The organism is Brevundimonas sp. EU05-FHT14B07, from assembly GCF_058790795.1.
Window position 1 is genome coordinate 222,737 of sequence record NZ_JBYTCZ010000001.1, and the last position, 19,931, is coordinate 242,667.

General features: G+C 67.2%; 20 protein-coding genes. 11 read left to right on the forward strand and 9 right to left on the reverse strand.

Annotated features, from left to right (window positions below; translation table 11 throughout):
* Positions 1-31: 31 nt before the first annotated feature.
* Genes AC3WRC_RS01125 through nadC form a run of 3 tightly spaced genes read left to right on the forward strand, consistent with a single transcriptional unit; the run spans position 32 to position 3,257 of the window.
* On the forward strand, positions 32-892 hold the full coding sequence (locus AC3WRC_RS01125) for a metalloprotease (protein WP_492302534.1): 861 nt from the start codon (positions 32-34) through the stop codon (positions 890-892).
* Positions 889-2,403 carry an L-aspartate oxidase gene (locus tag AC3WRC_RS01130; protein WP_492302535.1) on the forward strand — a complete coding sequence of 505 codons (1,515 nt, stop codon included), beginning with the start codon at positions 889-891 and terminating at the stop codon, positions 2,401-2,403. Before AC3WRC_RS01125 ends, AC3WRC_RS01130 begins: the two co-directional genes overlap by 4 nt.
* Positions 2,400-3,257 (forward strand): carboxylating nicotinate-nucleotide diphosphorylase, encoded by an 858-nt coding sequence (gene nadC, locus AC3WRC_RS01135; protein WP_055752924.1) that lies wholly within the window; start codon positions 2,400-2,402, stop codon positions 3,255-3,257. The genes AC3WRC_RS01130 and nadC overlap by 4 nt, the downstream gene beginning before the upstream one ends.
* 21 nt (positions 3,258-3,278) lie before the next feature.
* Here the strand turns inward: nadC and AC3WRC_RS01140 are convergent, their stop codons facing one another.
* Positions 3,279-4,403: a cell wall hydrolase gene (locus AC3WRC_RS01140; RefSeq protein ID WP_492302537.1), complete on the reverse strand. Its 1,125-nt coding sequence runs from the start codon at positions 4,401-4,403 to the stop codon at positions 3,279-3,281.
* Positions 4,404-4,851: 448 nt separating this feature from the next.
* Here AC3WRC_RS01140 and AC3WRC_RS01145 point away from each other — a divergent pair, with 448 nt between their 5' ends.
* Together AC3WRC_RS01145 and AC3WRC_RS01150 are read left to right on the forward strand one after the other, a co-directional pair.
* Positions 4,852-4,986, forward strand: a complete 135-nt coding sequence (locus AC3WRC_RS01145) for a hypothetical protein (RefSeq protein WP_492302538.1) — start codon at positions 4,852-4,854, stop codon at positions 4,984-4,986.
* A gap of 246 nt (positions 4,987-5,232) precedes the next feature.
* The gene (locus AC3WRC_RS01150) at positions 5,233-5,589 is read left to right on the forward strand and encodes a DUF6481 family protein (RefSeq protein WP_055752926.1); all 357 of its coding nucleotides are present in this window, start codon (positions 5,233-5,235) and stop codon (positions 5,587-5,589) included.
* 79 nt (positions 5,590-5,668) lie between these two features.
* On the opposite strand, the gene AC3WRC_RS01155 is transcribed toward AC3WRC_RS01150, so the two are convergent.
* The gene (locus AC3WRC_RS01155; RefSeq protein WP_492302540.1) at positions 5,669-8,944 is read right to left on the reverse strand and encodes a PAS domain S-box protein; all 3,276 of its coding nucleotides are present in this window, start codon (positions 8,942-8,944) and stop codon (positions 5,669-5,671) included.
* 200 nt (positions 8,945-9,144) lie between these two features.
* Here AC3WRC_RS01155 and AC3WRC_RS01160 point away from each other — a divergent pair, with 200 nt between their 5' ends.
* The 4 genes from AC3WRC_RS01160 (at position 9,145) to AC3WRC_RS01175 (ending at position 13,844) form a co-directional block, all read left to right on the forward strand.
* Positions 9,145-10,326, forward strand: coding sequence for a cell wall hydrolase (locus tag AC3WRC_RS01160; protein WP_492302541.1), 1,182 nt, complete (start codon positions 9,145-9,147; stop codon positions 10,324-10,326).
* A gap of 79 nt (positions 10,327-10,405) precedes the next feature.
* Positions 10,406-12,343: a PAS domain-containing protein gene (locus AC3WRC_RS01165; RefSeq protein WP_492302543.1), complete on the forward strand. Its 1,938-nt coding sequence runs from the start codon at positions 10,406-10,408 to the stop codon at positions 12,341-12,343.
* A gap of 63 nt (positions 12,344-12,406) precedes the next feature.
* Positions 12,407-12,814, forward strand: a complete 408-nt coding sequence (locus AC3WRC_RS01170; RefSeq protein WP_055752929.1) for a response regulator — start codon at positions 12,407-12,409, stop codon at positions 12,812-12,814.
* 70 nt (positions 12,815-12,884) lie between these two features.
* Entirely contained in the window at positions 12,885-13,844 is a 960-nt protein-coding gene (locus AC3WRC_RS01175; protein ID WP_492302545.1) for an aldo/keto reductase, read from the forward strand.
* A gap of 16 nt (positions 13,845-13,860) precedes the next feature.
* Here AC3WRC_RS01175 and trxB read toward each other — a convergent pair whose 3' ends face one another.
* Positions 13,861-14,868, reverse strand: a complete 1,008-nt coding sequence (trxB, locus tag AC3WRC_RS01180; RefSeq protein ID WP_492302546.1) for a thioredoxin-disulfide reductase — start codon at positions 14,866-14,868, stop codon at positions 13,861-13,863.
* A gap of 70 nt (positions 14,869-14,938) precedes the next feature.
* Here trxB and AC3WRC_RS01185 point away from each other — a divergent pair, with 70 nt between their 5' ends.
* Positions 14,939-15,229, forward strand: coding sequence for a glycine zipper domain-containing protein (locus AC3WRC_RS01185; protein ID WP_492302548.1), 291 nt, complete (start codon positions 14,939-14,941; stop codon positions 15,227-15,229).
* Between the two features lie 124 nt (positions 15,230-15,353).
* Here AC3WRC_RS01185 and AC3WRC_RS01190 read toward each other — a convergent pair whose 3' ends face one another.
* From AC3WRC_RS01190 to AC3WRC_RS01210, 5 genes are all read right to left on the reverse strand, one after another.
* Positions 15,354-16,307, reverse strand: a complete 954-nt coding sequence (locus AC3WRC_RS01190) for a mitochondrial fission ELM1 family protein (protein WP_492302549.1) — start codon at positions 16,305-16,307, stop codon at positions 15,354-15,356.
* Between the two features lie 47 nt (positions 16,308-16,354).
* On the reverse strand, positions 16,355-16,828 hold the full coding sequence (gene greA, locus AC3WRC_RS01195; protein WP_492302551.1) for a transcription elongation factor GreA: 474 nt from the start codon (positions 16,826-16,828) through the stop codon (positions 16,355-16,357).
* Between the two features lie 147 nt (positions 16,829-16,975).
* The gene (locus tag AC3WRC_RS01200) at positions 16,976-17,176 is read right to left on the reverse strand and encodes a hypothetical protein (protein WP_492302552.1); all 201 of its coding nucleotides are present in this window, start codon (positions 17,174-17,176) and stop codon (positions 16,976-16,978) included.
* A gap of 54 nt (positions 17,177-17,230) precedes the next feature.
* Positions 17,231-17,896, reverse strand: a complete 666-nt coding sequence (locus tag AC3WRC_RS01205; RefSeq protein WP_055752935.1) for a glutathione S-transferase family protein — start codon at positions 17,894-17,896, stop codon at positions 17,231-17,233.
* 70 nt (positions 17,897-17,966) lie between these two features.
* On the reverse strand, positions 17,967-18,167 hold the full coding sequence (locus AC3WRC_RS01210; RefSeq protein WP_055752936.1) for a hypothetical protein: 201 nt from the start codon (positions 18,165-18,167) through the stop codon (positions 17,967-17,969).
* 128 nt (positions 18,168-18,295) lie between these two features.
* Between AC3WRC_RS01210 and AC3WRC_RS01215 the strand changes: the two genes are divergently transcribed.
* Positions 18,296-19,594: a dicarboxylate/amino acid:cation symporter gene (locus AC3WRC_RS01215; RefSeq protein WP_492302553.1), complete on the forward strand. Its 1,299-nt coding sequence runs from the start codon at positions 18,296-18,298 to the stop codon at positions 19,592-19,594.
* Here the strand turns inward: AC3WRC_RS01215 and AC3WRC_RS01220 are convergent.
* Positions 19,584-19,862: a DUF1294 domain-containing protein gene (locus AC3WRC_RS01220; protein ID WP_492302555.1), complete on the reverse strand. Its 279-nt coding sequence runs from the start codon at positions 19,860-19,862 to the stop codon at positions 19,584-19,586. The two genes, AC3WRC_RS01215 and AC3WRC_RS01220, sit on opposite strands and share 11 nt — an antisense overlap.
* Between the last annotated feature and the right edge of the window lie 69 nt (positions 19,863-19,931).

The following is a 19,931-nucleotide window of genomic DNA, read 5'->3' on the forward strand; positions in this document are numbered from 1 at the left end:
CGGGACGGTCGTCCGCGCCCATCTGGACGCCATGAGCAACACAGACACCACAGATCAGACGCCTGGCCGTACGCCGGGACCTTGGGACGCCAGGCCCGAAGCGACATCGGCGCGTGAAACCGCGCCGACGCCGGCAGCCGAAGCGCCGGTCGAGAAGGACCAGAGCCTGGTGTGGGCGATGCTGTCCACGGCGTTGATGGGCGGCTTCCTGTGGTGGATCACGGGCAGCGCCATCGTGGCGGGCGCGGTGCTGATCGGCCTGTTCGTCCATGAGGCGGGCCACGCCCTGGCGATGAACAAGCTCGGCATGGGACCGGCCCGTATCTACATCATCCCCTTCCTAGGCGGCCTGGCCAAGGCGCGGCGTGAGTCCAAGAGCGAGTGGGACGGCGTGCTGGTGTCGCTGGCCGGGCCGGCGTTCGGCCTGCTGGCCATGATCCCCTTCGTCGGGGTCTGGATGATGCTCGGTCAGGGCGAGTGGCTGATGGGCGCCTTCTTCATCGCTATGCTCAATCTGGTGAACCTGGTCCCCGCGCCGCCTCTGGATGGATCCAAGGCTCTTGGCCCGGTGCTGACGCGCGTGCATCCGCGTCTGGAGCAGATCGTGCTGCTGGTCATCGGCGTGGCGGTGGTCTGGTGGGGGCTGACGACCGGGCGGTTCATCCTGGCCGCCTTCCTGGCCCTGTCGGTGTTCAGCCATCTGAAGCGCGGCGTGTGGCGCGCGGCTTGGGGCACGCTGAGCTGGTCCGAGGCGGGCAAGAGTCTGGCGCTCTATCTGCTGACCCTGGCGGTGTGCGCGGCGGCGGCCGTCGGCGCGCTGATGCCGATGACGGGGGGTGATCCGGCCGGCGCGGTGCAGTTGGGCCTCAACTACTTGGGCTTTGGACGATGAACCGAATGCGGCATGACGGACCTCTGATCGTCGGGGCGGGCCTGGCGGGGCTGTCGGCCGCGCTGGAGGGGGCCAAGACCGGCGCGAAGGTTCTCGTCGTGACGCCCGAGCCCTTGCTGAACGCCTGTTCGTCCGCCTGGGCGCAGGGCGGGATGGCGGCGGCGCTGACGGCGCAGGATTCGGCCGCATTGCACGCCAAGGATACGGAGGCGGCGGGCGCGGGTCTGGTCGAGCCGGTCGCGGCGCGCGCCCTGACCGACGCCGGGCGTGAGACGGTGGAGTGGCTGGCGGCCCTGGGCGCGCCGTTCGATCAGGATGCGGACGGCGGCTTCGTCGTCAGCCTGGAGGCGGCCCATTCCGTTCCGCGCGTGGCCCGGGTCGGCGGCGACGGGGCGGGCCGGGCCATCCTGTCGGCCGTCGTTGCCGCGGTGCGGGCTGAAAAGCTGATCGAGGTCTGGGACGACGCGCGGCTGAAGGCTTTGCTTCAGGACGCCGACGGCCGAGTAGTCGGGGCGGTGGTGATGCGTGGCGACCGCCTGGTCGAGATCACGGTGACGGCGGTGGTGCTGGCCACAGGCGGGGCGGGTGGTCTGTTCGCGGCGACCACGACGCCAGCGGTGTTGAAGGGCGAGGGGATGGCGTTGGCCGCGCGAGCCGGGGCGGAAATTCTCGATCCCGAGTTCGTGCAATTCCACCCCACCGCCATCGACGTGGGACTGGACCCCGCGCCGCTGGCGACCGAGGCTCTAAGGGGCGAGGGCGCGCGGCTGATCGATGGTCAGGGGCGCTTTCTATTGGGCGACGAGGCCGACGCCGATCTGAAACCGCGCGACGTGGTGGCGCGAGCGGTCCATGCGGCGCGCGCGGACGGGCGAGGGGCCTTTCTGGATGCGCGCACGGCGATCGGGGACGAGTTTCCCCATGCGTTTCCCGCCGTCTTCGCCGCCTGCATGCGCGCTGGGCTGGACCCGCGCGTCAGCCCAATCCCGGTGATGGCGGCCTGCCACTATCACATGGGCGGGATCGCCGCCGACGCGGACGGCCGCACGACGGTTGCGGGCCTTTATGCGGTCGGAGAATGCGCGGCGACCGGCGTGCACGGCGCCAACCGGCTGGCGTCCAACTCCCTGCTGGAAGCGGCGGCCTTCGGTCGGCGCGCGGGCCGGTCGGCGGCCGAGGAACTCGGCGGCGGCCGCGCTTTGACGGCTGATATTTCGCCTGACCTGCCGGATGCAGCGATGGCCGAACTGCGGACCGCCATGACGGCGCATGCGGGTGTGGTGCGTGATGCAGAGGGGCTGTCGGGCCTGATCGCCCTGATTGATCGCCTGGAAAGTCAGCACGGGCCAGCCGCCGTCCTGTTGGCGGCAAGGCTGATCGCCCAAGCGGCTCTGAACCGGCGCGAGAGCCGGGGCGGGCACTACCGGTCGGACTATCCGCAGACGGACGGTGTCGCTGTGCATACGCGAGTGCGGATCCCCCACCCGGTGGCGTTGGAGGCGGCGGAATGAGACGACTTCCCGATGTCCTGATCGAACCCGTCGTCCGTATGGCCCTGGCCGAGGATCTGGGCCGGGCGGGCGACGTGACCGCCATGGCCTGCATCCCTGAGGGTGCGCGGATGAAGGCGGCCTTTGCGGCGAGGAAGGCTGGCGTGCTGGTGGGCATCGACTGCGTGCGTCTGGCCGTGCTGGCCATGGACCCCAGGGCCTCGGTCGATTTGAGATTGAGAGACGGCGACGCCTTTGACGCGGGCGCAGTGCTGGTGGTTGTCGAGGCCGACGCGCGCGCCTTCCTCTCGGCCGAGCGGACGGCGCTTAATCTGGTCGGACGGCTCAGCGGCGTGGCGACCTTGACGCGCACTTATGTTCAAGCCGTCGCCGGGACCAAGGCGCGGATCGCGGATACGCGCAAGACCACGCCCGGGCTGCGCGCGTTGGAAAAGCACGCCGTGGCCTGCGGCGGCGGTATCAATCATCGCTTCGGTCTGGATGACGCCATCCTGATCAAGGACAACCATGTCGCTGTCTGTGGCGGCGTCGCCGAGGCGGTGCGACGGGCCAAAGCCTTCGCCCCGCATTTGATGAAGGTCGAGGTCGAGGTCGATGGGCTGGATCAGCTGGACGCCGTATTGGCCCTGATCGACGAGGGCGCGGCGCCCGACGTCATCATGCTGGACAACTTCAGCCTCGACGACCTGCGCGCCGCCGTGGCGCGCGTCGCTGGGCGGATCGTGCTTGAGGCCTCGGGCGGGGTCGATCTGACGACGGTGCGCGGCATCGCCGAGACGGGCGTGGATGTCATCTCGGTCGGCGCCCTGACCCATTCGGCGCCCGTTCTCGATATTGGCCTGGACGCGCTCTGATCGCTTCCAGGCCTCCGCCGATCAAGCGGGGCTGGAGGCCGTTTCGGCGACTTCGGTCTTGGCCGAGGTTTCGTTCGACCGCGCGGGGCGAGAAGCCGGTTGTGGCGCGGCGGCGCGCGTGGCGGCGGGTGAAGGCGTCGTCGATTGCGCCGTCGGCGCGGGCAGGGCGCGACCTTCCTGCGCCAGCACCATCGAATAGGCGACCGCCTGTCCGGCCTGACGCGCAGTTTCGACCGGGTTGAGGCCGGCCTGGATCAGGCGCGGCTGGTCCGCCGGCGCCGCGCGACGGGCGGCGTAGGTGAAGGTACCGCCGGTGCTCGAACGGCCGCCGAAGCGATAGAACAGATGGCTGCCGACCTGGCTGACCTGCACCAGCGACGAACGCCACCCCGGCGTCACGGCGGTGGTGTGGAAGTGGGTCGCATTGCCGACGCGCGAGAAGACCGACCCCGACATGGCGTTCGAGGCCACGGCCCTGGCGCGGTTCCAGGCGGCCTGGTTAACGCGGCCGCGCATCGCGCCGGAGCAGGTGAAGGAGAACTGGCAACCGGTGCTGCGCGCCGCCCCTTGGAAGACGACGCCGCAGACCGTCTTGGGGAAGGCGGGGTGGCGCACGCGGTTCAGAACGACCTGGGCCACGGCCTTCATGCCGTCGGCGCCCTCGCCACGGGCTTCATAATAGACGGCCCGGGTCAGGCAATCGAGATCGCGGCTGGCGTCCAGGGCGTTGGCCACGCGGAAGGCGGGCGCGGCGGTCGGTGCTGTCAGGCTGGCGCGGCGAAGGTTGGGATCGCCGGGCGCACGGAGTTGTTCAAGACGGGCGGCCAGCAGTTCGGCCTGACGGTCGCGCTGGGCCGAGCCCGCGCTGGTGTAGGGATCATGACGACGCGCAATGGTCAGGGCGCTGGCGTCGAGGCCGCCGGCGGCGGCGGCCAGGGCTTCTTCCGTGAAACCGGCGGCGGTGGCGCCTTGAATCCGTTCGGCCTGGGCGCGCAGCGTCGTCGCGCGCGCCGTCGTGCCGCCCAGATAGGCGCATCCGATCGCCAGTCCCAACAGACCGCCAAAGGCTGCAGCAGCCGTCATGGGCTTGATCTTGGCCACACGATCGGCGCGCAAAATGGCGCGCGTCTGCGAAGAATGCGACAACGAGGTAGTCCTGTTCAGCAGGGCGAGAAACGCGGCCCCCGGGGTAGTCTTGCCGGCGAGGCGACCCATTGCGGTCGCGGTCCAGCCTGCAAATTCCGGCGCTCGGCTCAGTGGCCCGGGCGTCGAGGACGGGCCTTTAGCCAGCCTTTTATGGCCTCAATGTGTTCGATTCGCAATCCGATGGTTAACGCATCGGATTCGGTAGGTATTTTTCAGTCGCGGCGACCCGTGTGGCTGCAAAACGGCAAGACTGGATAAATCTATAGGCCGAATACTGTATCCATCAACAGTTGAACTTGTCATATCTAAATATGCTGCATCGCAGCAAGCTAACTGGAGCGAACAAAGCTGTTTAGAATTATGGCGGTGGTTGTCGGCGCAACTAGAGCCCAAGCCAGGAACCGCTATGACGCGTTCGCGTTGAAGCGTGGCCTTTGGAGAGAAGCCCATGACTAAAATGATCACCTTGAGCGCAGCCGCTGCGGCGGCGCTCGCCCTGTCCGCCTGCGGCGCGACCATCGAACAGAAGGCCGCCAGCGGTGCTGCCGGGACGGCTGTCGGCCAAGCGCAAAAGCCGAACTAAGACCGCCTCGGTCGACGCACGCTCTTATCGCCGCGCTTGCGATCAGGCCTGCGGCGCCTATCTGATCGAAGTGTTGCGGCCACGCCGCCGCTACGCTCCAAATGACGCATCGGGCCGATTTGCGGGCTGCGAACCTTGATTTTCGCGCGCTTATCGGCTTTGTGCGCCCCGCTTCGGGCCGTGCGTGGCGCAGCCTGACCCCCGACGACCGCCCTGGTCGCTCACAAGGAACCCTGACGCTTTCGCATGAAAGATCTGAAGACCGGATTCTCCGACCGCATTACCGCCCAGCAAGAGGCCAAGAAGGCCCTGCTCGCCAAATTCAAGCCAAAGGCCGCCGCGCCCGATCCCGAGTTCGAGCGTCTGGCTGAAAAGCGCGCCGCCGAAAAAGAGGCCCTGCGTCAGCAGCACGAGCTGGCCAAGGCCGAGCAGCGTCGTGAAAAGGCTGAAAAGGAAGCCGCGCGTCTGGCCGCCGAACTCGCCGCCCAGGAAGAGATCGACGCGGAAAAGCGCGCCGACCGCAAGGCGCGCAAGCAACTGACCAAGGAAGAGCAGAAGGCCAAGCGCGACGCGCGTTACGCCGCCCGCAAGGCCCGCCGCTAAATCCAGTTGCGGCTCCAAACAGATCGACGCGTCGCATCGGTGCGGCGCGTTTTTCTTTGGCCGTCAGGTCCCCGCTTCGTTAGTTCGTCGTCGCGGCGCTGAGGCGTTCCAGCAGGGCGCGCAACTGGTCCGACGAATAGGGTTTGCGCAGCAGGGGCCAGATCGTGTCGGCCAGCACCGCATCCACGTCCTCGCCGACGTAGCCTGAGGTCAAGGCGATCCGCAGATTCGGCCAGCGCGCCGCCGCCTCGCGCGCCAAATCGATGCCGCTCATGCCGCCGGGCATCACCACGTCGGTCAGCATCAGATCGAAGTCGTCGGCTTGAAGGAACTTCAGCGCATCGTCGCCCGTCTCGGCCCAGTCGACCTCCAGCCCGAAACCTTCCAAGATTTCGAGCGCGATGGCGGCGACGCCGGCGTCGTCCTCCACCAGCAACATCCGCCCGCCCTCGACCAAGGGGGCGCCATCGGCGGCGACCAGGTTCGACGTCATCGCGGCGTCCTCTGCCGACAGGGGCGGCAGGAAGATGCATATCTCGGCCCCAAGTCCCGGCTCGGAGATGATCTGGACGCCGCCGCCTGACTGGCGTGCGAACCCATAGACCTGGCTCAGCCCCAGGCCCGTCCCTTTGCCGACGCCCTTGGTGGTGAAGAACGGTTCGAACACTCGGTCGCGGATGTCCGGCGACATGCCTTCGCCGTTGTCGGCGACGCTGACGCAGACATAGTCGCCCGCCGCCAGTTCGGCGATCTGTCCGGCCTCGACGGTGCAGGCCCGCGTCTGCACGGTGATGCGGGCCTGGCGGCCCCTGGCCCCGGTCACATCACCCAGAGCGTCGCGCGCATTGACGATCAGGTTCAGCAGCGCGGCTTCGAACTGGGCCGGATCGACATTGGCGGGCGCGCCGCCGCGCTTCAGCTTGACCTTGAAGTCCACGGCCTCGCCGACGGCCCGGCGCAGCAGCGGTTCGCTCTCGCGGATCAGGGCGTTCAGATCGATCGGCTCGGGCCGCAGAGCCTGACGACGCGAGAAGGCCAGCAACTGGTGCGTCAGGCTCTCGCCCCGTCGCGCCGCCGCCAACGCCGCCTCGCCCAGCTTCTTGCGCTTGGACGCGTCCTCGCTGCGCAGGATGATGTCCAAGGCCCCGATCACGACGGTCAGCAGGTTGTTGAAGTCATGCGCGACCCCGCCGGTCAGCCGCCCGACCGCCTCCATCCGCTGAGCATGGACCAGTTGCGCCTCGGCCTGGGCCTTTTCGATCAGGGCCTCGTCGACCCTTTCTTCCAGCAGTTCATTGATGCGTTTCAGGTCGTCTTCGGCCCGCTTGGCGTCGGTCACATCCAGACAGGCACCGACATAACCCTGGAATAGGCCCGAGGCGTCGAAGCGCGGCACGCCTTCAGTCCGCAGCCAGCGCGGGCCGAGCGTTGGATGATTGATCCGCGTCAGCGCCTCGAACCGATCCCGGGCCTCGAAGGCGCGCATGAAGGCGGCGGCGAAGACCCCCTCGTCGTCCGGATGGATCAGTCGCCTCCAACTGTCGGGCAGATGCGCGTCCGCCTCCACGTCGAAGAAGGTGCGGTAACGCCTGTTGGCGAACACCATCTGGGCGGCGTCGTCGCTCATCCAGATCAGGGCGGGCGCGCTGTCGGCGACGGTGCGGAAGCGGTTCTCGGATTCCTCTAGGCGCGCCTGGGCCGTGCGCATGTCCGTCACGTCGAACGCCACGCCCACGAAGCCGACGACCTCCTGGCCCGCCAGCCGGGGACGGGAGAAGGACTTCAGCCAGCGCCATTCGCCATCGTGACGGCGATAGCGCGCCTCCATCGAAAAGGGCTCGCGCGTCGCTTCCCCGTTAATCGATTCCGCCAGGATGCGCTCCTGATCCTCGGGATGCAGCGCGCTTCGCCAATCCAGGTTGAGGACGGTCTGATAGTCCGATCCGTGGAAGTCGACATAGGCGCGGTTCACGAAAGCGCGTTTCCGATCCTGTTTGGTGACCCAGATCAGCACCGGCGCGGTGTCGGCGATGGCGCGGAATCGCTGCTCGCTCTCACGGGTCTCGTTTTCCGCGCGGGCGCGTTCGACCTCGGCCCAGGTGCGCGCCGCGACTTCTTCGACCAGGCTGACCTCGGCTTCGGTCCAGTCGCGCGGCGTCGCCGAATGGACATAGAGAAACGCGCGCAAACGTCCGGTGCGGATCAGCGGTGCGCGCACCAGGGCGCGGGTCTGGATGGCGTCGAAGGCGTCGGCGACCGCCGCCGTGCGAGGGTCGTCGCGCACATCTGAAATCTGGATGGTGCGGCCTTCGTTCAAGTCCGCGATCAGACCTTCGCCAAAGGCGTTCAGGCTGAACTGACCCTGAGCGCTTTCGACGCCGGCGGTCCAGTCACGGCTCATAGAGACAACGCCCGCCGCCTGATCGACCTCGCCATAGCCCACCCGCTCGACATCCAGCAGTGCCCCCAGCGTGCTCTCCACATCGGCCATGATGTCTTCGGGATCGGTCAGGTCGCGGAGCCGGTCGCTGAGGTCCAGCAGGAACGCCTGACGTCGCGCGGCGCGCGCCGCCGCATCCAGCGCCTCACGGGTTTCGGTCACATCGAACGAAATGCCGGCATAGCCGACGAAGGCGCCTTGCCCATCGAAGCGCGGACGCACGACGGCCCGCATCCAGCGCCAGACGCCGTCCTGCCCCTGAACGCGCGCCTCCATCTGGAAGGGCTTGCGATCAGCGGCGCCGGCCTTCTCGGCCGCCTTTACGGTCTTCAGATCGTCGGGGTGAACGGCTGTCTTCCAGCCGCCCTCGCGCAACGCCTCGATGTCCAGTCCATGCAGGGTGAAGACGGCGGCGTTGACGAACTCGAACTCGCCCTTGGCGTCCAGCAGCCAGATCGGCGAGGGGGCGGTATCGGCGAGTTCGCGGAACCGGGTCTCGCTTTCACTCAGCCGCGACAGGGCCTTGCGGAGCGACGCCCCCACCGCCGCGATGAACAGGCCGACGAGAACGAAATTCCAGGTCGCCGCACCACCGATGGCGTGAAGCACGCCATCCCGGCCGGTTGCCGTCAGCGCGACGATCGCCCAGCCGCCGCAGGTGCAGACCAAAAGCGCCGTCAAGGCTCCGGTCCAGCCGGCCGCCAGAGCGGCCAGGGTCACCGCCGGCAACAGGATGGTAAAGCCGGTGACCTCGCCATACAGCGGCGCCGCCGCCGCCCGGATCGCCAGACCCGCGAGGGCGATGCCGATCCCGATCAAAAGGCGATGCGTCGGCGAGGCCGTCGACAGGCGCGCCAGGCCGATCAGCCAGCGATCCATGACCGCGATCCGCCGTTTCGATCCGCCTGCGCTCATATCGTCGGTTCGCCCCACCAGCGACGCGTTTGCCCCGCTGGAACATAGTTTTACACCTTGCGTTTGGGGCGACCACCCCTGACGCGCAGAGGGGTTTGATAACGGCGGTCGTCGTGACGCCGGAAAATGGCCTATAAGTCGGACTAGACGCGCGATCTCAGCGAAAGGCCGGTGCGCCGATCGCGCCTATTGGACCCTGAATGACCCGGTTGCCCTGGAAGACGATGTGGAAGGCGCTGCGGCGCTCGGCGGCGGCCTTGCCCGCGGCCGGCGCGGTGCTGGGCGTCGCCATGGCGGCGGGGTCCAGCGTGCGACCCGATATGGATCGGACGGCAGAGGCTGTCTCGCGCATCACCGGCGGCGACCTCGGCGCGGGCGGGTTGGCCGCGATCAAGGGGCGATTGACGTCGTCGCAGCTGGCCGTCGCCATGCGGCATGATCCCAACCTTCTGCAGCCGGCTCTCTACGGACTGACGCCGGGCTGGGAGAGCTTGACGCTGGCCGGCAAGCCAGGTCTGGAATCGGGCAAGAGCGGCCTCGAGGCCCAACGTCTGAACGCAGCCATGGCGCCCGCGTCCGGCGCGCTGCGTCCCGCCTTGCCGTTCGTGTTCAAGGGCAGCGCCGAGGATCGCAGGCGGGCTTTGCGCTGTCTGACCCAGGCGGTTTATTATGAGGCGGCGCTGGAGCCGGACAACGGCCAGGCGGGCGTGGCCCAGGTGGTCCTGAACCGCGTGCGCGATCCGAACTACGCCAACACCGTCTGCGGCGTGGTGTTCGAGGGCGCCGAACGCGTCACGGGATGTCAGTTCAGCTTCACCTGCGACGGCTCGCTAGGCCAGTCGCCGGTCGGCTGGGCGTGGGAGCGGGCGCGCAAGGTGGCGGAGCGCGCGCTGAACGGCGCCGTGGCTCAGGAAGTCGGCACAGCCACCCACTATCACGCCGACTATGTGCATCCCTGGTGGGCGCCGACGGTGGCCAAGGTGACGCAGATCGGCGCGCACATCTTCTATCGTTGGAAGGGCGTCTATGGCGAAACGGCCGCCTTCCGCAAAACCTACAATGGGCGCGAGCCGGCGATCGACGAGGCGCGTTTCTCGCGTCCGCGCATGACGATCGCCGCCGGATCTGCAACCGGCGGCGCCGATCCCGACGCTCCGCTGAAAGACGCGCCTCTGAAGACGGTCGAGATCGATGGTCAGCAGCGGGTCGTCGGCGTGGTCAGCCTGGGCGGTCGCCGCCTGCCCACGCGTGACGAAGTCGCCGCCATCAACGCGCGCCTGAACGCCCTGGAGCGGCCCGCATCGTCGATCAAACCCGCCGCTCCGGCGCCCGCGGGCGTCACGACAATGGATGTGGAGGAAGTCGGTCGCCCCGCGAACTGACATCCTGCATTGCAACGCTTCGCCACTCCGAGCATTGATGTCGATGGCCGGACCTGACCGGCCCAGCGAGGACGCCTGCTTGACCCACCCCGAAGTCGATTGTCCGAGGTGGGACGAAGGCGACCGTCTGAAGGCCCTGACAAGTTACGGCGTCCTGGACACGACGCCCGAAGGGTCGTTCGACGATCTGGCGTCGCTCGCCGCGCGCATCTGTGAGGCGCCGATGGCCGCCGTCAGTCTGGTCGATTCCCAGCGTCAGTGGTTCAAGTCCGAGGTCGGTCTGGGCGTGCGCGAAACGCCGCGCCCGCTGTCGTTCTGCGCCCACGCCATGCTGGGCGACGACGTCATGGTCATCCCCGACGCGATGCAGGACGACCGCTTCATCGACAATGACCTGGTGACGGGCGCGCCGCACATCCGCTTCTATGCCGGCTATCCGCTGAGGACGCCCGACGGCGTGCCGCTGGGCGCCCTGTGCGTGCTGGACGACACGCCGCGCCCGCAAGGGCTGACCGAGCTTCAGCTGATCGCGCTCAAGACCCTGGCGCAACAGGTGATGACGCAATTGGAGCTGCGGCGCGCCTTGTTGGAGCGGGACCTCAGCGACCGCACCGCGCGGTTGGCGATGGAGGCCTCGGCCTATGTCGGGGCCTGGGACTGGGACATTCCCGAAAACCGCGTGATCGCCGACGAACGCTTTGCGCGGATGTATGGCGTGGATCCCGAAGCCGCGCGCGAGGGCGCGGCTATCGAGGTTTTCACCTCCAGCGTCCATCCCGACGACGCCCAACGCGTCACCGACGAGATCGACCGGGCCATGACGGGCGACGGCGCCTTCGTCAGCGAATATCGTCTGGGCCAAGGCGATGACGTGCGTTGGGTTCTGGCGCGCGGTCAGGTCTATTTCGACGCCGAGGGCGCGCCGATCCGCTTTCCCGGCGTCGCGGTGGACATCACCGAACGCAAGACCATCGAGACAGACCTCGCCGAAACCGCTCGTGCTCTCAGCGAGAGCGAGACCCGGTTCCGGGTTCTGGCCGATGCCATGCCGCAGATGGTCTGGTCCACACAGCCCGACGGTTTCCATGACTACTACAATGCGCGTTGGTATGAGTTCACCGGCGTGCCGGTCGGCTCTACCGACGGCGAAGGCTGGAACGACATGTTCCATAAGGATGATCAGGAGCGAGCCTGGGCGGCTTGGCGGCATTCGCTTGAGACGGGAGAACCCTACGAAATCGAATACCGCCTGAAGCATAATAGCGGCGTCTATCGCTGGACGCTGGGACGCGCGGTGGCGATCCGTGATGAAGACGACCAGATCACGCGCTGGTTCGGCACATGCACCGACATCGACGAGTTGAAGCGGCTGGAGCAGGGCCGCGAGCTGGTCAGCCAGGAGCTGAGCCACCGGATCAAGAACATCTTCGCCGTCGTCACCGCCCTGGTCGCCCTTTCGGCGCGCCAGTATCCGGAAGCCAAGGCGTTTTCGGCCTCTCTCCGCACACGCATCGCCGCCCTGGCCCGGGCGCATGAGTTCGTGCGGCCGCACACCGAGACGTCCAAGACCACGATCGGGGCGACAACCCTGCATTCCTTCCTGTCCGATCTGTTCAAGGCCTATGCGGACGAGACGGGTGGGGCGCGCGTCGTCATTCAGGGTGAGGACGCCGTCTTCGACGATCAAGCGGCGACCTCCGTGGCCTTGCTGTTCCACGAACTGGCGACCAACGCCGCCAAATACGGCGCGCTTTCCGAGCGTGGGGGCGTCGTGACGCTCGACACAGAACGAAAGGAGGATCGCTTCGTCCTGACCTGGTCGGAAACGGGCGGTCCGGCCATCCAGGGCATGCCGCAACGCACCGGCTTCGGTTCGTCCCTGGCCAGCCTGTCGGTTGAGGGACAGCTCGGCGGGCGTTTGTCGCGCGAATGGCGGCCAGAGGGGCTCCAGGTCATCGTGGACCTGCCGGCGACGGCCCTGTCCAGGCGCCGCGCGGCAGGCGGATACTCAAATTAGTCTTCTATTGAAACCTATCCCTCACACTGACGTTACGTACGGTCCCGAGCACTGATTGAACCCATGACTGCGCGTATCCTCATCATCGAAGACGAAGCTCTCGTTGCGATGGAGCTCAGGTTCGTCCTGGAGGACCTCGGCCACGAGGTTCTGGGCGTCGCCGCGACCGCACAGGCCGCGCGCGATCTGGTGCGCGAGAACGATGTCGATCTGGCGCTGGTCGATATCCACCTGTCCGACGGTCCCACAGGAATCAATCTGGGCCGCGAACTGGGTCAGGACATGGGCGTCTCCGTCCTGTTCATGACGGCCAACCCCGGCATGGTGCGCGACGGCGTCGCCGGCACCATCGGCGTCTTGTCCAAACCGACAGACGAACATGCGGTCCAGACGGCTGTGGATTACGCCCTGCGCCGTCGCCAGGGACAGCCAGTCGACTACGCGCCTCCGGGTCTTCAACTGTTCGGCTGACCGCAGCCGAGGCGGTTGCGGTCGCAATGATGCGGCATATGTCGAGGTCTCCCCAAGAGGAGATCTCCGCATGACCACCCTTTCCAAACGCAAGCTCGGCTCCAGCGGCCTGGACATCGCCCCCCTGGTGTTCGGCGGCAACGTCTTCGGCTGGACGGCGGACGAGGCGACCTCATTCGCCCTGCTGGACGCCTTCGTCGAGGCCGGTTTCGACGCCGTCGACACAGCCGACGCCTATTCGCGCTGGGTTCCGGGCCATTCCGGCGGCGAAAGCGAGACGATCATCGGCAAGTGGCTGAAGGCGCGCGGCCGGCGCGACCACGTCAAGATCCTGACCAAGGTCGGATCGGATATGGGGCAGGGCCACAACGACCTGTCACCGGCCTGGATAGAGACGGCGGTCGAGGCGTCGCTGCGCCGGCTCCAGACCGACTATATCGACCTGTATCAGACCCACTGGCCCGACCCGAAGACGCCGCAAGAAGAGACGCTGCGCGCGCTGGATAAGCTGGTGCAGGCCGGCAAGGTGCGCGCCATCGGCACCTCCAACCATTCGGCCGAACAGGTGTCCGAAGCTCTGGACATCTCGCAGCGCGAGAGTTTGGCCGCCTATGCGACGATCCAGCCGCATTACAACCTCTACAGCCGCGACACCTTCGAGGGCGGGTTGCAGGACCTGGCCGTCAAGAAGGGGCTGGGCGTCATCACCTATTTCAGTCTGGAGAGCGGCTTCCTGACCGGCAAATACAAGACCGTCGATCAGATCGCCGGGACCAAACGCGAGGGAATGCTGAAGGACAAGTTCGACGAGCGCGGCGTGCGTATCCTGACGGTTCTGGACGTCGTGGCCCAGAAGAATGAGGCCACCTCCGCCCAGGTCGCCTTGGCCTGGCTGCTGGCCCAGCCGGGCGTGACGGCCCCGATTGTAAGCGCGACCTCGACCGAACAGCTGGCCGACACGCTGAAGGCGGCGACCCTGATGCTGTCGGACGAGGACGGGGCGGAACTGATGGAGGCGAGCGCCTATTGATCGCGCAGGATCGGGGTCACCAGACCCCGATCTTCTCCGCCTCGGCGTGGCTGATGGGATGGTGGGCCTTGGCGTGGTCTTCCTCGGCGAGGAAGCGGCTGACTTCCAGGGCGGCCATGCAGCCCATGCCGGCGGCGGTGACGGCTTGGCGATAGACGTCGTCGGTCACGTCGCCGGCGGCCCAGACGCCTTCGATCTCGGTCGAGGCCGTGCCGGGCTTGACCCGCAGATAGCCGCCGGCGTTTGTCTCCAACTGGCCCTTGAACAGTTCCGACGACGGGGCGTGGCCGATGGCGATGAAGACGCCGTCGGCGGGAATTTCCCGGGTCGAGCCGTCCTGGACATTCTTCAGCCGAACGCCGGTGACATTTTTGGCCATGCCGTCCACGACGCCGACAATCTCCTCGATCGCCGAGTTCCAGATCACCTCGACCTTGGGGTGGGCGAACAGCCGGTCCTGCAGGATCTTCTCGGCGCGAAACTCGTCGCGACGGTGAACGACCGTGACCTTGGAGGCGAAGTTGGTCAGGAACAGCGCCTCTTCGACGGCGGTGTTGCCGCCGCCGACGACCACGACCTCCTTGCCGCGGTAGAAGAAGCCGTCGCAGGTCGCGCAGGCCGAGACGCCGAAGCCCTGATAGGCGGCCTCGCTCTCAAGCCCCAGCCACTTCGCCTGGGCGCCGGTGGAGATAATGACGGTCTCGGCCAGCATCTCTTCGCCGCTGTCCAGCTTCAGGCGGAACGGGCGTTGCGACAGGTCGGCGGAGACGACGATGTCGTGGATGACCTCGGTCCCGACATGCAGGGCCTGGGCCTGCATCTGCTCCATCAGCCAGGGGCCCTGGATGGTGTCGGCGAAGCCGGGATAGTTCTCGACGTCGGTGGTGATGGTCAGCTGGCCGCCAGGCTGGATGCCGGCGATGATGACGGGGTTCAGCGAGGCGCGGGCGGCGTAGATGGCGGCGGTCCAGCCAGCGGGGCCGGAGCCGATGATGGCGACGCGAACAGTACGAGCTTGGGTCATGGCCCCTATTTAGGCGGTGATTCCCGTTTGCGCGATGCTAGTCTCGCCTGACACGCAGGGGAGTATGGGGATGACGAACAAGAACGCGGCCTTCCTGCCGATCGGGATCGGCATGGGCCTGTCGATCGGCGTGGCGCTGGGCGTGGCGCTGGACAATGTCGGCCTAGGTCTCGCGCTGGGCACGGCCATCGGATCGGGCTTTGGCGTGGCCTTGATGGGGGCCGCGAACGCAAAGGCCCGGAAGGGCGGCGGATCAGACGGCGGCGCCGTCATGCCGTCATCAGATACGTCCCAGCCCAGCGGCTCTGACTGCAGCGGGGACAGCGGCTGTGACGGCGGCGGCGGGGGTGGCGGCGACTGAAAAGGCCACTCCAGAATCTTTCAGTGCACTTTCGTGCAGATTTTTGCGAACCGCTCTTAGAAAGCCGCCTAATGACGGTCTTCACCATGGGGCGTGACGGCGTCAGGAACGGACGTCGGTCTCGCTATCGCGTCTGCATCGCTTCCAGAACGGCGCGCGCGGCGCGGTCGGTCTCGGCCAGTGGCTCGTAGGTCCAGTCGTCCAGCGCGCCGTCGAACGGGCGGGTGGCGCCGCGCGATTGCAGGTCGTCGTGCAGGCGAGCGAACTTGTCGCCCGCCTTCAGCGGGATCATCGGCAGGACATGGACCGGCTTGCCGGTGGAGGCGGCCTCGGCCGCCATATTGGCGCTGTCCTCGGTGACCAAGATGTGGTCGGCGAAATGCAGGAAGCCGAACAGGGGATTTTCGCCTGTCCCATCCCAGATCCAGCCCGGTAAATCCGAAAGGCGAGCGGTCATGACGGCCTTAGCCGCATCGGGCGTCCGGCGTGAGAAGGTCAGCATCAGTGCGCCGCCGGATGCTCGTACGGCGTCGGCGATCTGGTCGGCCAGGTCGGCCGCATGGGCGGGGGTCAGGTCGAAAGCCTTGGACTTGCCGCCGATCAACACGGCGACGCGCGGATTGGGCAGGGATGCGATCCGGTCGGCGAAGGCGGGTGCGGCCTGGGCGATGCGCTGGGGCGTGATGCGGTGCGGCGAGCCGGTGATTTCAAAGACATTGTCGCCCGACAGACCGTCATGGGCGGGGGCGACGATCAGGTCGTAGCGGTCGTTGGCCCATCGGGGGTCCTGGGTCTGAACAACGAAGGTCTTGCCGCCGCTCCAGGCCTTGACGCGGGTCGACAGCGGCAGGGTCGCACGACCCGTGGCGATCCATAGGTCGGGCCAGGGTGCGGTCAGCGGCGCGGACGCCAGCATGGCCGGGCTCTTCAACGCCGACGGCAGGCGGTCGAAGATCGGCCGCCAGCGGATGTGTTTGATCGTAACCTCGGCCGGGGTCAGGCGCTGTACGGCCTCGGCGAGACCCAGCGCCTGATTCTCGATGCCGGCGCGGCCGTCGGAGACGACCCAGATGGCCAAAGGATTGGGAGAGAGGGGCTGCGCGGACGCTGCCCCCGCCACCGCTGCTACTTCCACTCGACCTTGAGGATTTCGTAGGCCTTCACGCCGCCGGGGGTGTTGACCTCCACGACGTCGCCGACCTCCTTGAAAATCATGGCGCGCGCGATCGGCGAGGCGATCGAGATCTTGCCCTTCTTCACATCGGCTTCGTGTTCGCCGACGATCTGATAGGTGGCCTCTTCCTCGGTGTCCTCGTCCACCACAGTGACCGTGGCGCCGAACTTGACCTGGCTGCCCGACAGTTTGGACACGTCGATAACCTGGGCGCGGCTGATCTTATCCTCGATCTCGGCGATCTGGCCTTCGATCCAGCCCTGACGCTCCTTGGCGGCATGGTATTCAGCGTTTTCGGACAGATCGCCGTGCTCACGCGCCTCGGAAATGGCGGCGATCACGCTCGGCCTTTCGACCGACTTCAATTGCTTCAGTTGATCGTCGAGGGCACGGTAGCCCTCGCCCGTCATCGGCACTTTTTCCATTTGTGTCGTGATTTTTCTGGTTCGCCCGGAGACTGGAAAGACGCGAGATAAGCACACAAAAGGCCGCGGGGCGGGCGCGGCCGGGCATCAAGACTAGGGTTTCTCGCTCACGAATTCAAGAGCGCAACGCCCGCGCCGGTTGACCGCTCAGGCGCGGGCCGGCGGTTCGGGATTGTGATCGCGGCGCAGGACGCCCTTTATGAGGCTGTAGGCCAGCCAACCGACGGCGGCGAGGCCAGCGAGCATGAAGACGCCGGAAATTAGGGCGGCTCCTGCCGCCATGAAGGCGAGGACGAAGGCGACGGCCGCAGCCAGTCCGGCGACGATCTGAATGGTTTGAAGGCGCATGAGACCTTAACGCCCTCGACCACGGCGGGTTGCGCCGCCGCGATCACGATCCGATCACGCGTAGCTGTAGGGACCGCCGCGCTCGAGCGCGCGTTGATAGGCAGGCCGCGCATGGATGCGGTTCAAGAAGGCCTTCAGACGAGGTTTGGTCTCGGCATTGAACGCGCGGTCGGCGCCGGCCTCGACCGGAAAGCTCATCATGATGTCGGCGGCGGTGAACTGATCGCCCGCGAACCATTCCGAGCGGCCCAGTTCGTCCTCCCAGAACCCGACGTGGGTGCGCAGTTGCGGGTCGACGAAACTGGTGATCGCCTTGTTGGCGACGCCATTAACGATGGGTTTCAGCAGGGCGGGCGCGCGGCGTGGCAGCATGCTGAAGACCAGCTTCAGCAGCAAAGGGGGCATGGCCGACCCCTCGGCATAGTGGAGCCAATAGGTGAACCGACGGCCGTCCTCGGTTCCCGCCGCCGGACGCAGCCGACCCTGGCCATAGGTATCGAGCAGATATTCGACGATGGCTCCGGTCTCTGCGACCTTGACCGCGCCGTCCTCGATGACCGGCGACTTGCCCAGGGGATGGATCGCCAGCAGTTCGGGCGGCGCCAGCCGGTTGCCGGGGTTTCGTTCGTAGCGCACGACCTCATAGTCCAGGCCCAGCTCTTCGAGCAGCCACAGGACGCGTTGCGAGCGGCTATCGTTCAGATGGTGGACTTTTATCATGGGTCGGCTCCGGGCGGCGAGGCGTGACTATTCGCAACGCCGCCCGAGAAGTCGAGCGGCGATTGCGGCCTCAGCGCGGGCGGCGGCCGCTCCAGCGTCCGCGCGGTTGCGGCGCGACCTTGGGCTTGGCGCCCTCGCGGCGGTTGCGCCAAACCTCATAGGCCAGGGTCGCCAGGGCCAGTTTACCGGCGTGACGACCGGCGACGCGGCGGCCGCCCTTGGAGAGCAGCAGGCTGCCGATCAGCGGGACGAGTTTGTTCAGACGGGACATGATTGAGTTCCTTTCGTCGTCCCAACGCGCCGTGCGCGATCGGGGTTCGCCCTGCGACGACATGAACTGTCAGCGACCAGTAGAAGGTTTGCCGCGCGCGATACGCCGAGCGGTGCTAGCGCTAGGGCATGAGCCAATCCCGCATCGCCGCCTTCTTCACCTCTCTGAGCTTTTTCGTCATCGCCGCCCTGGTCGCCGGCGTCGTCGTCGGCGCTCTGGCGCAAGGGTCGCAGGCGGCCTTGCTGACCGGCGCCTTGGGCGTGGTCGAGAGCCTGGGCCAGGTGTGGCTGAACGCCCTGCGCATGACCGTCATTCCCCTGGTGTTCAGCCTGCTGGTGACCGGCATCGTCTCCATCGCCGATGCGGCGGCGACGGGCCGTATCGCGGTGCGGTCGTTGGTGGTGTTCGCGGTGCTGCTGGTCGGGGCGACGATCTATGCGATCCTGGCGGGGCTGGGCCTGCTGGCGGTCTGGCCGATCGATCCGGAGGCGGGGCGTGGACTGCTGGCGGGCGTCAGCGCCGAATCGCTGGCGACCGTGGGTGAAGCGGCGCGCACCGACGGGCTGCGCGCCTTCCTGGCCAGTCTGGCGCCAGCCAACGTCATCAAGGCGGCGTCCGACGACGGGGTGCTGGCGGTGGTGGTCTTCGCCGTCGCCTTCGGCTTCGCCGCAACGCGGATCAAGGCCGAGCTGCGTCGGCCCCTAGCCGGCTTCTTCGAGGCGGTGGCCGAGACCATGGTGGTCATCGTGCACTGGGTGCTGCTGGCCGCGCCGTTCGGCGTGTTCGCCCTGGCGCTGGGCGTGGGTTTGCGCGCGGGCCTGGGGGTGGCGGGGACGCTGGCCCACTATGTCGCCATCGTCTGCCTCAGCCAGATCGGCCTGATCCTGATCATCTATGTCGTGGCGATCGTGTGGGGTCGGATTTCGCTGGCCCGTTTCGCGCGCGCCGTGGCCCCGGCCCAGGTGGTCGCCGTCTCGACCCAGTCGTCGCTGGCCAGCCTGCCGGTCATGATCGAGCGCGCGCGCGACTGGCTGGGCGTGCCCCAGACCTCCGCCGGCCTCGTTCTGCCGCTGGCGGTGGCGGTGTTCCGCATCACCAGCCCGGTCGCAAACCTGGCGGTCTGCCTCTATGTGGCGCAGTTGCACGGGGTGGAGTTGGGGCTCGGCGTGCTGATCGCCGGTGGACTGACAGCCATCGCCGTGTCCATCGCCTCGGTCGGTCTGCCGGGCCAGGTCAGCTTCTTCGCCGCCATCGGCCCCATCTGTCTGGCCATGGGCCTGCCGCTTGGCGTGCTGCCGCTGCTGCTGGCGGTCGAGGTCATCCCCGACATCTTCCGCACCGTCGGCAATGTCACCGCCGACCTGGCCGCAACCCGGATCGTGGCGGGCGAAGATGGCGCTGGCGAAGACGGTCGCGCTACAGAATGATCCAGGCGGCGCCGCCCGCCAGCAGGATCAGGTGAAGCAGGACGACGAAGCCGAACTGGGTCCTGAACGGCTCCTTGCGGGTCTTGTGGCGCAGGATGTGCTGACCCATCCAGGCGCCCAGCCCGCCGATCAGGCCGAACAGCAAGAGCATGGATTCCGGCGTGCGCCACAGGCCGGCCCTGGCGCGCCGCTTGTCCCTGGCGAAGGCGAGAAACCCCAGCATTTCGCCGCACAGGATGGCGATCAGGGCGAGGTCGAGATTGGACATCGGCGTATCTCCGGCGTTCGGCCGCTACAGCCTTGCAGCGTGCGGCCGAAAACCGGAGATTTCGTCAAC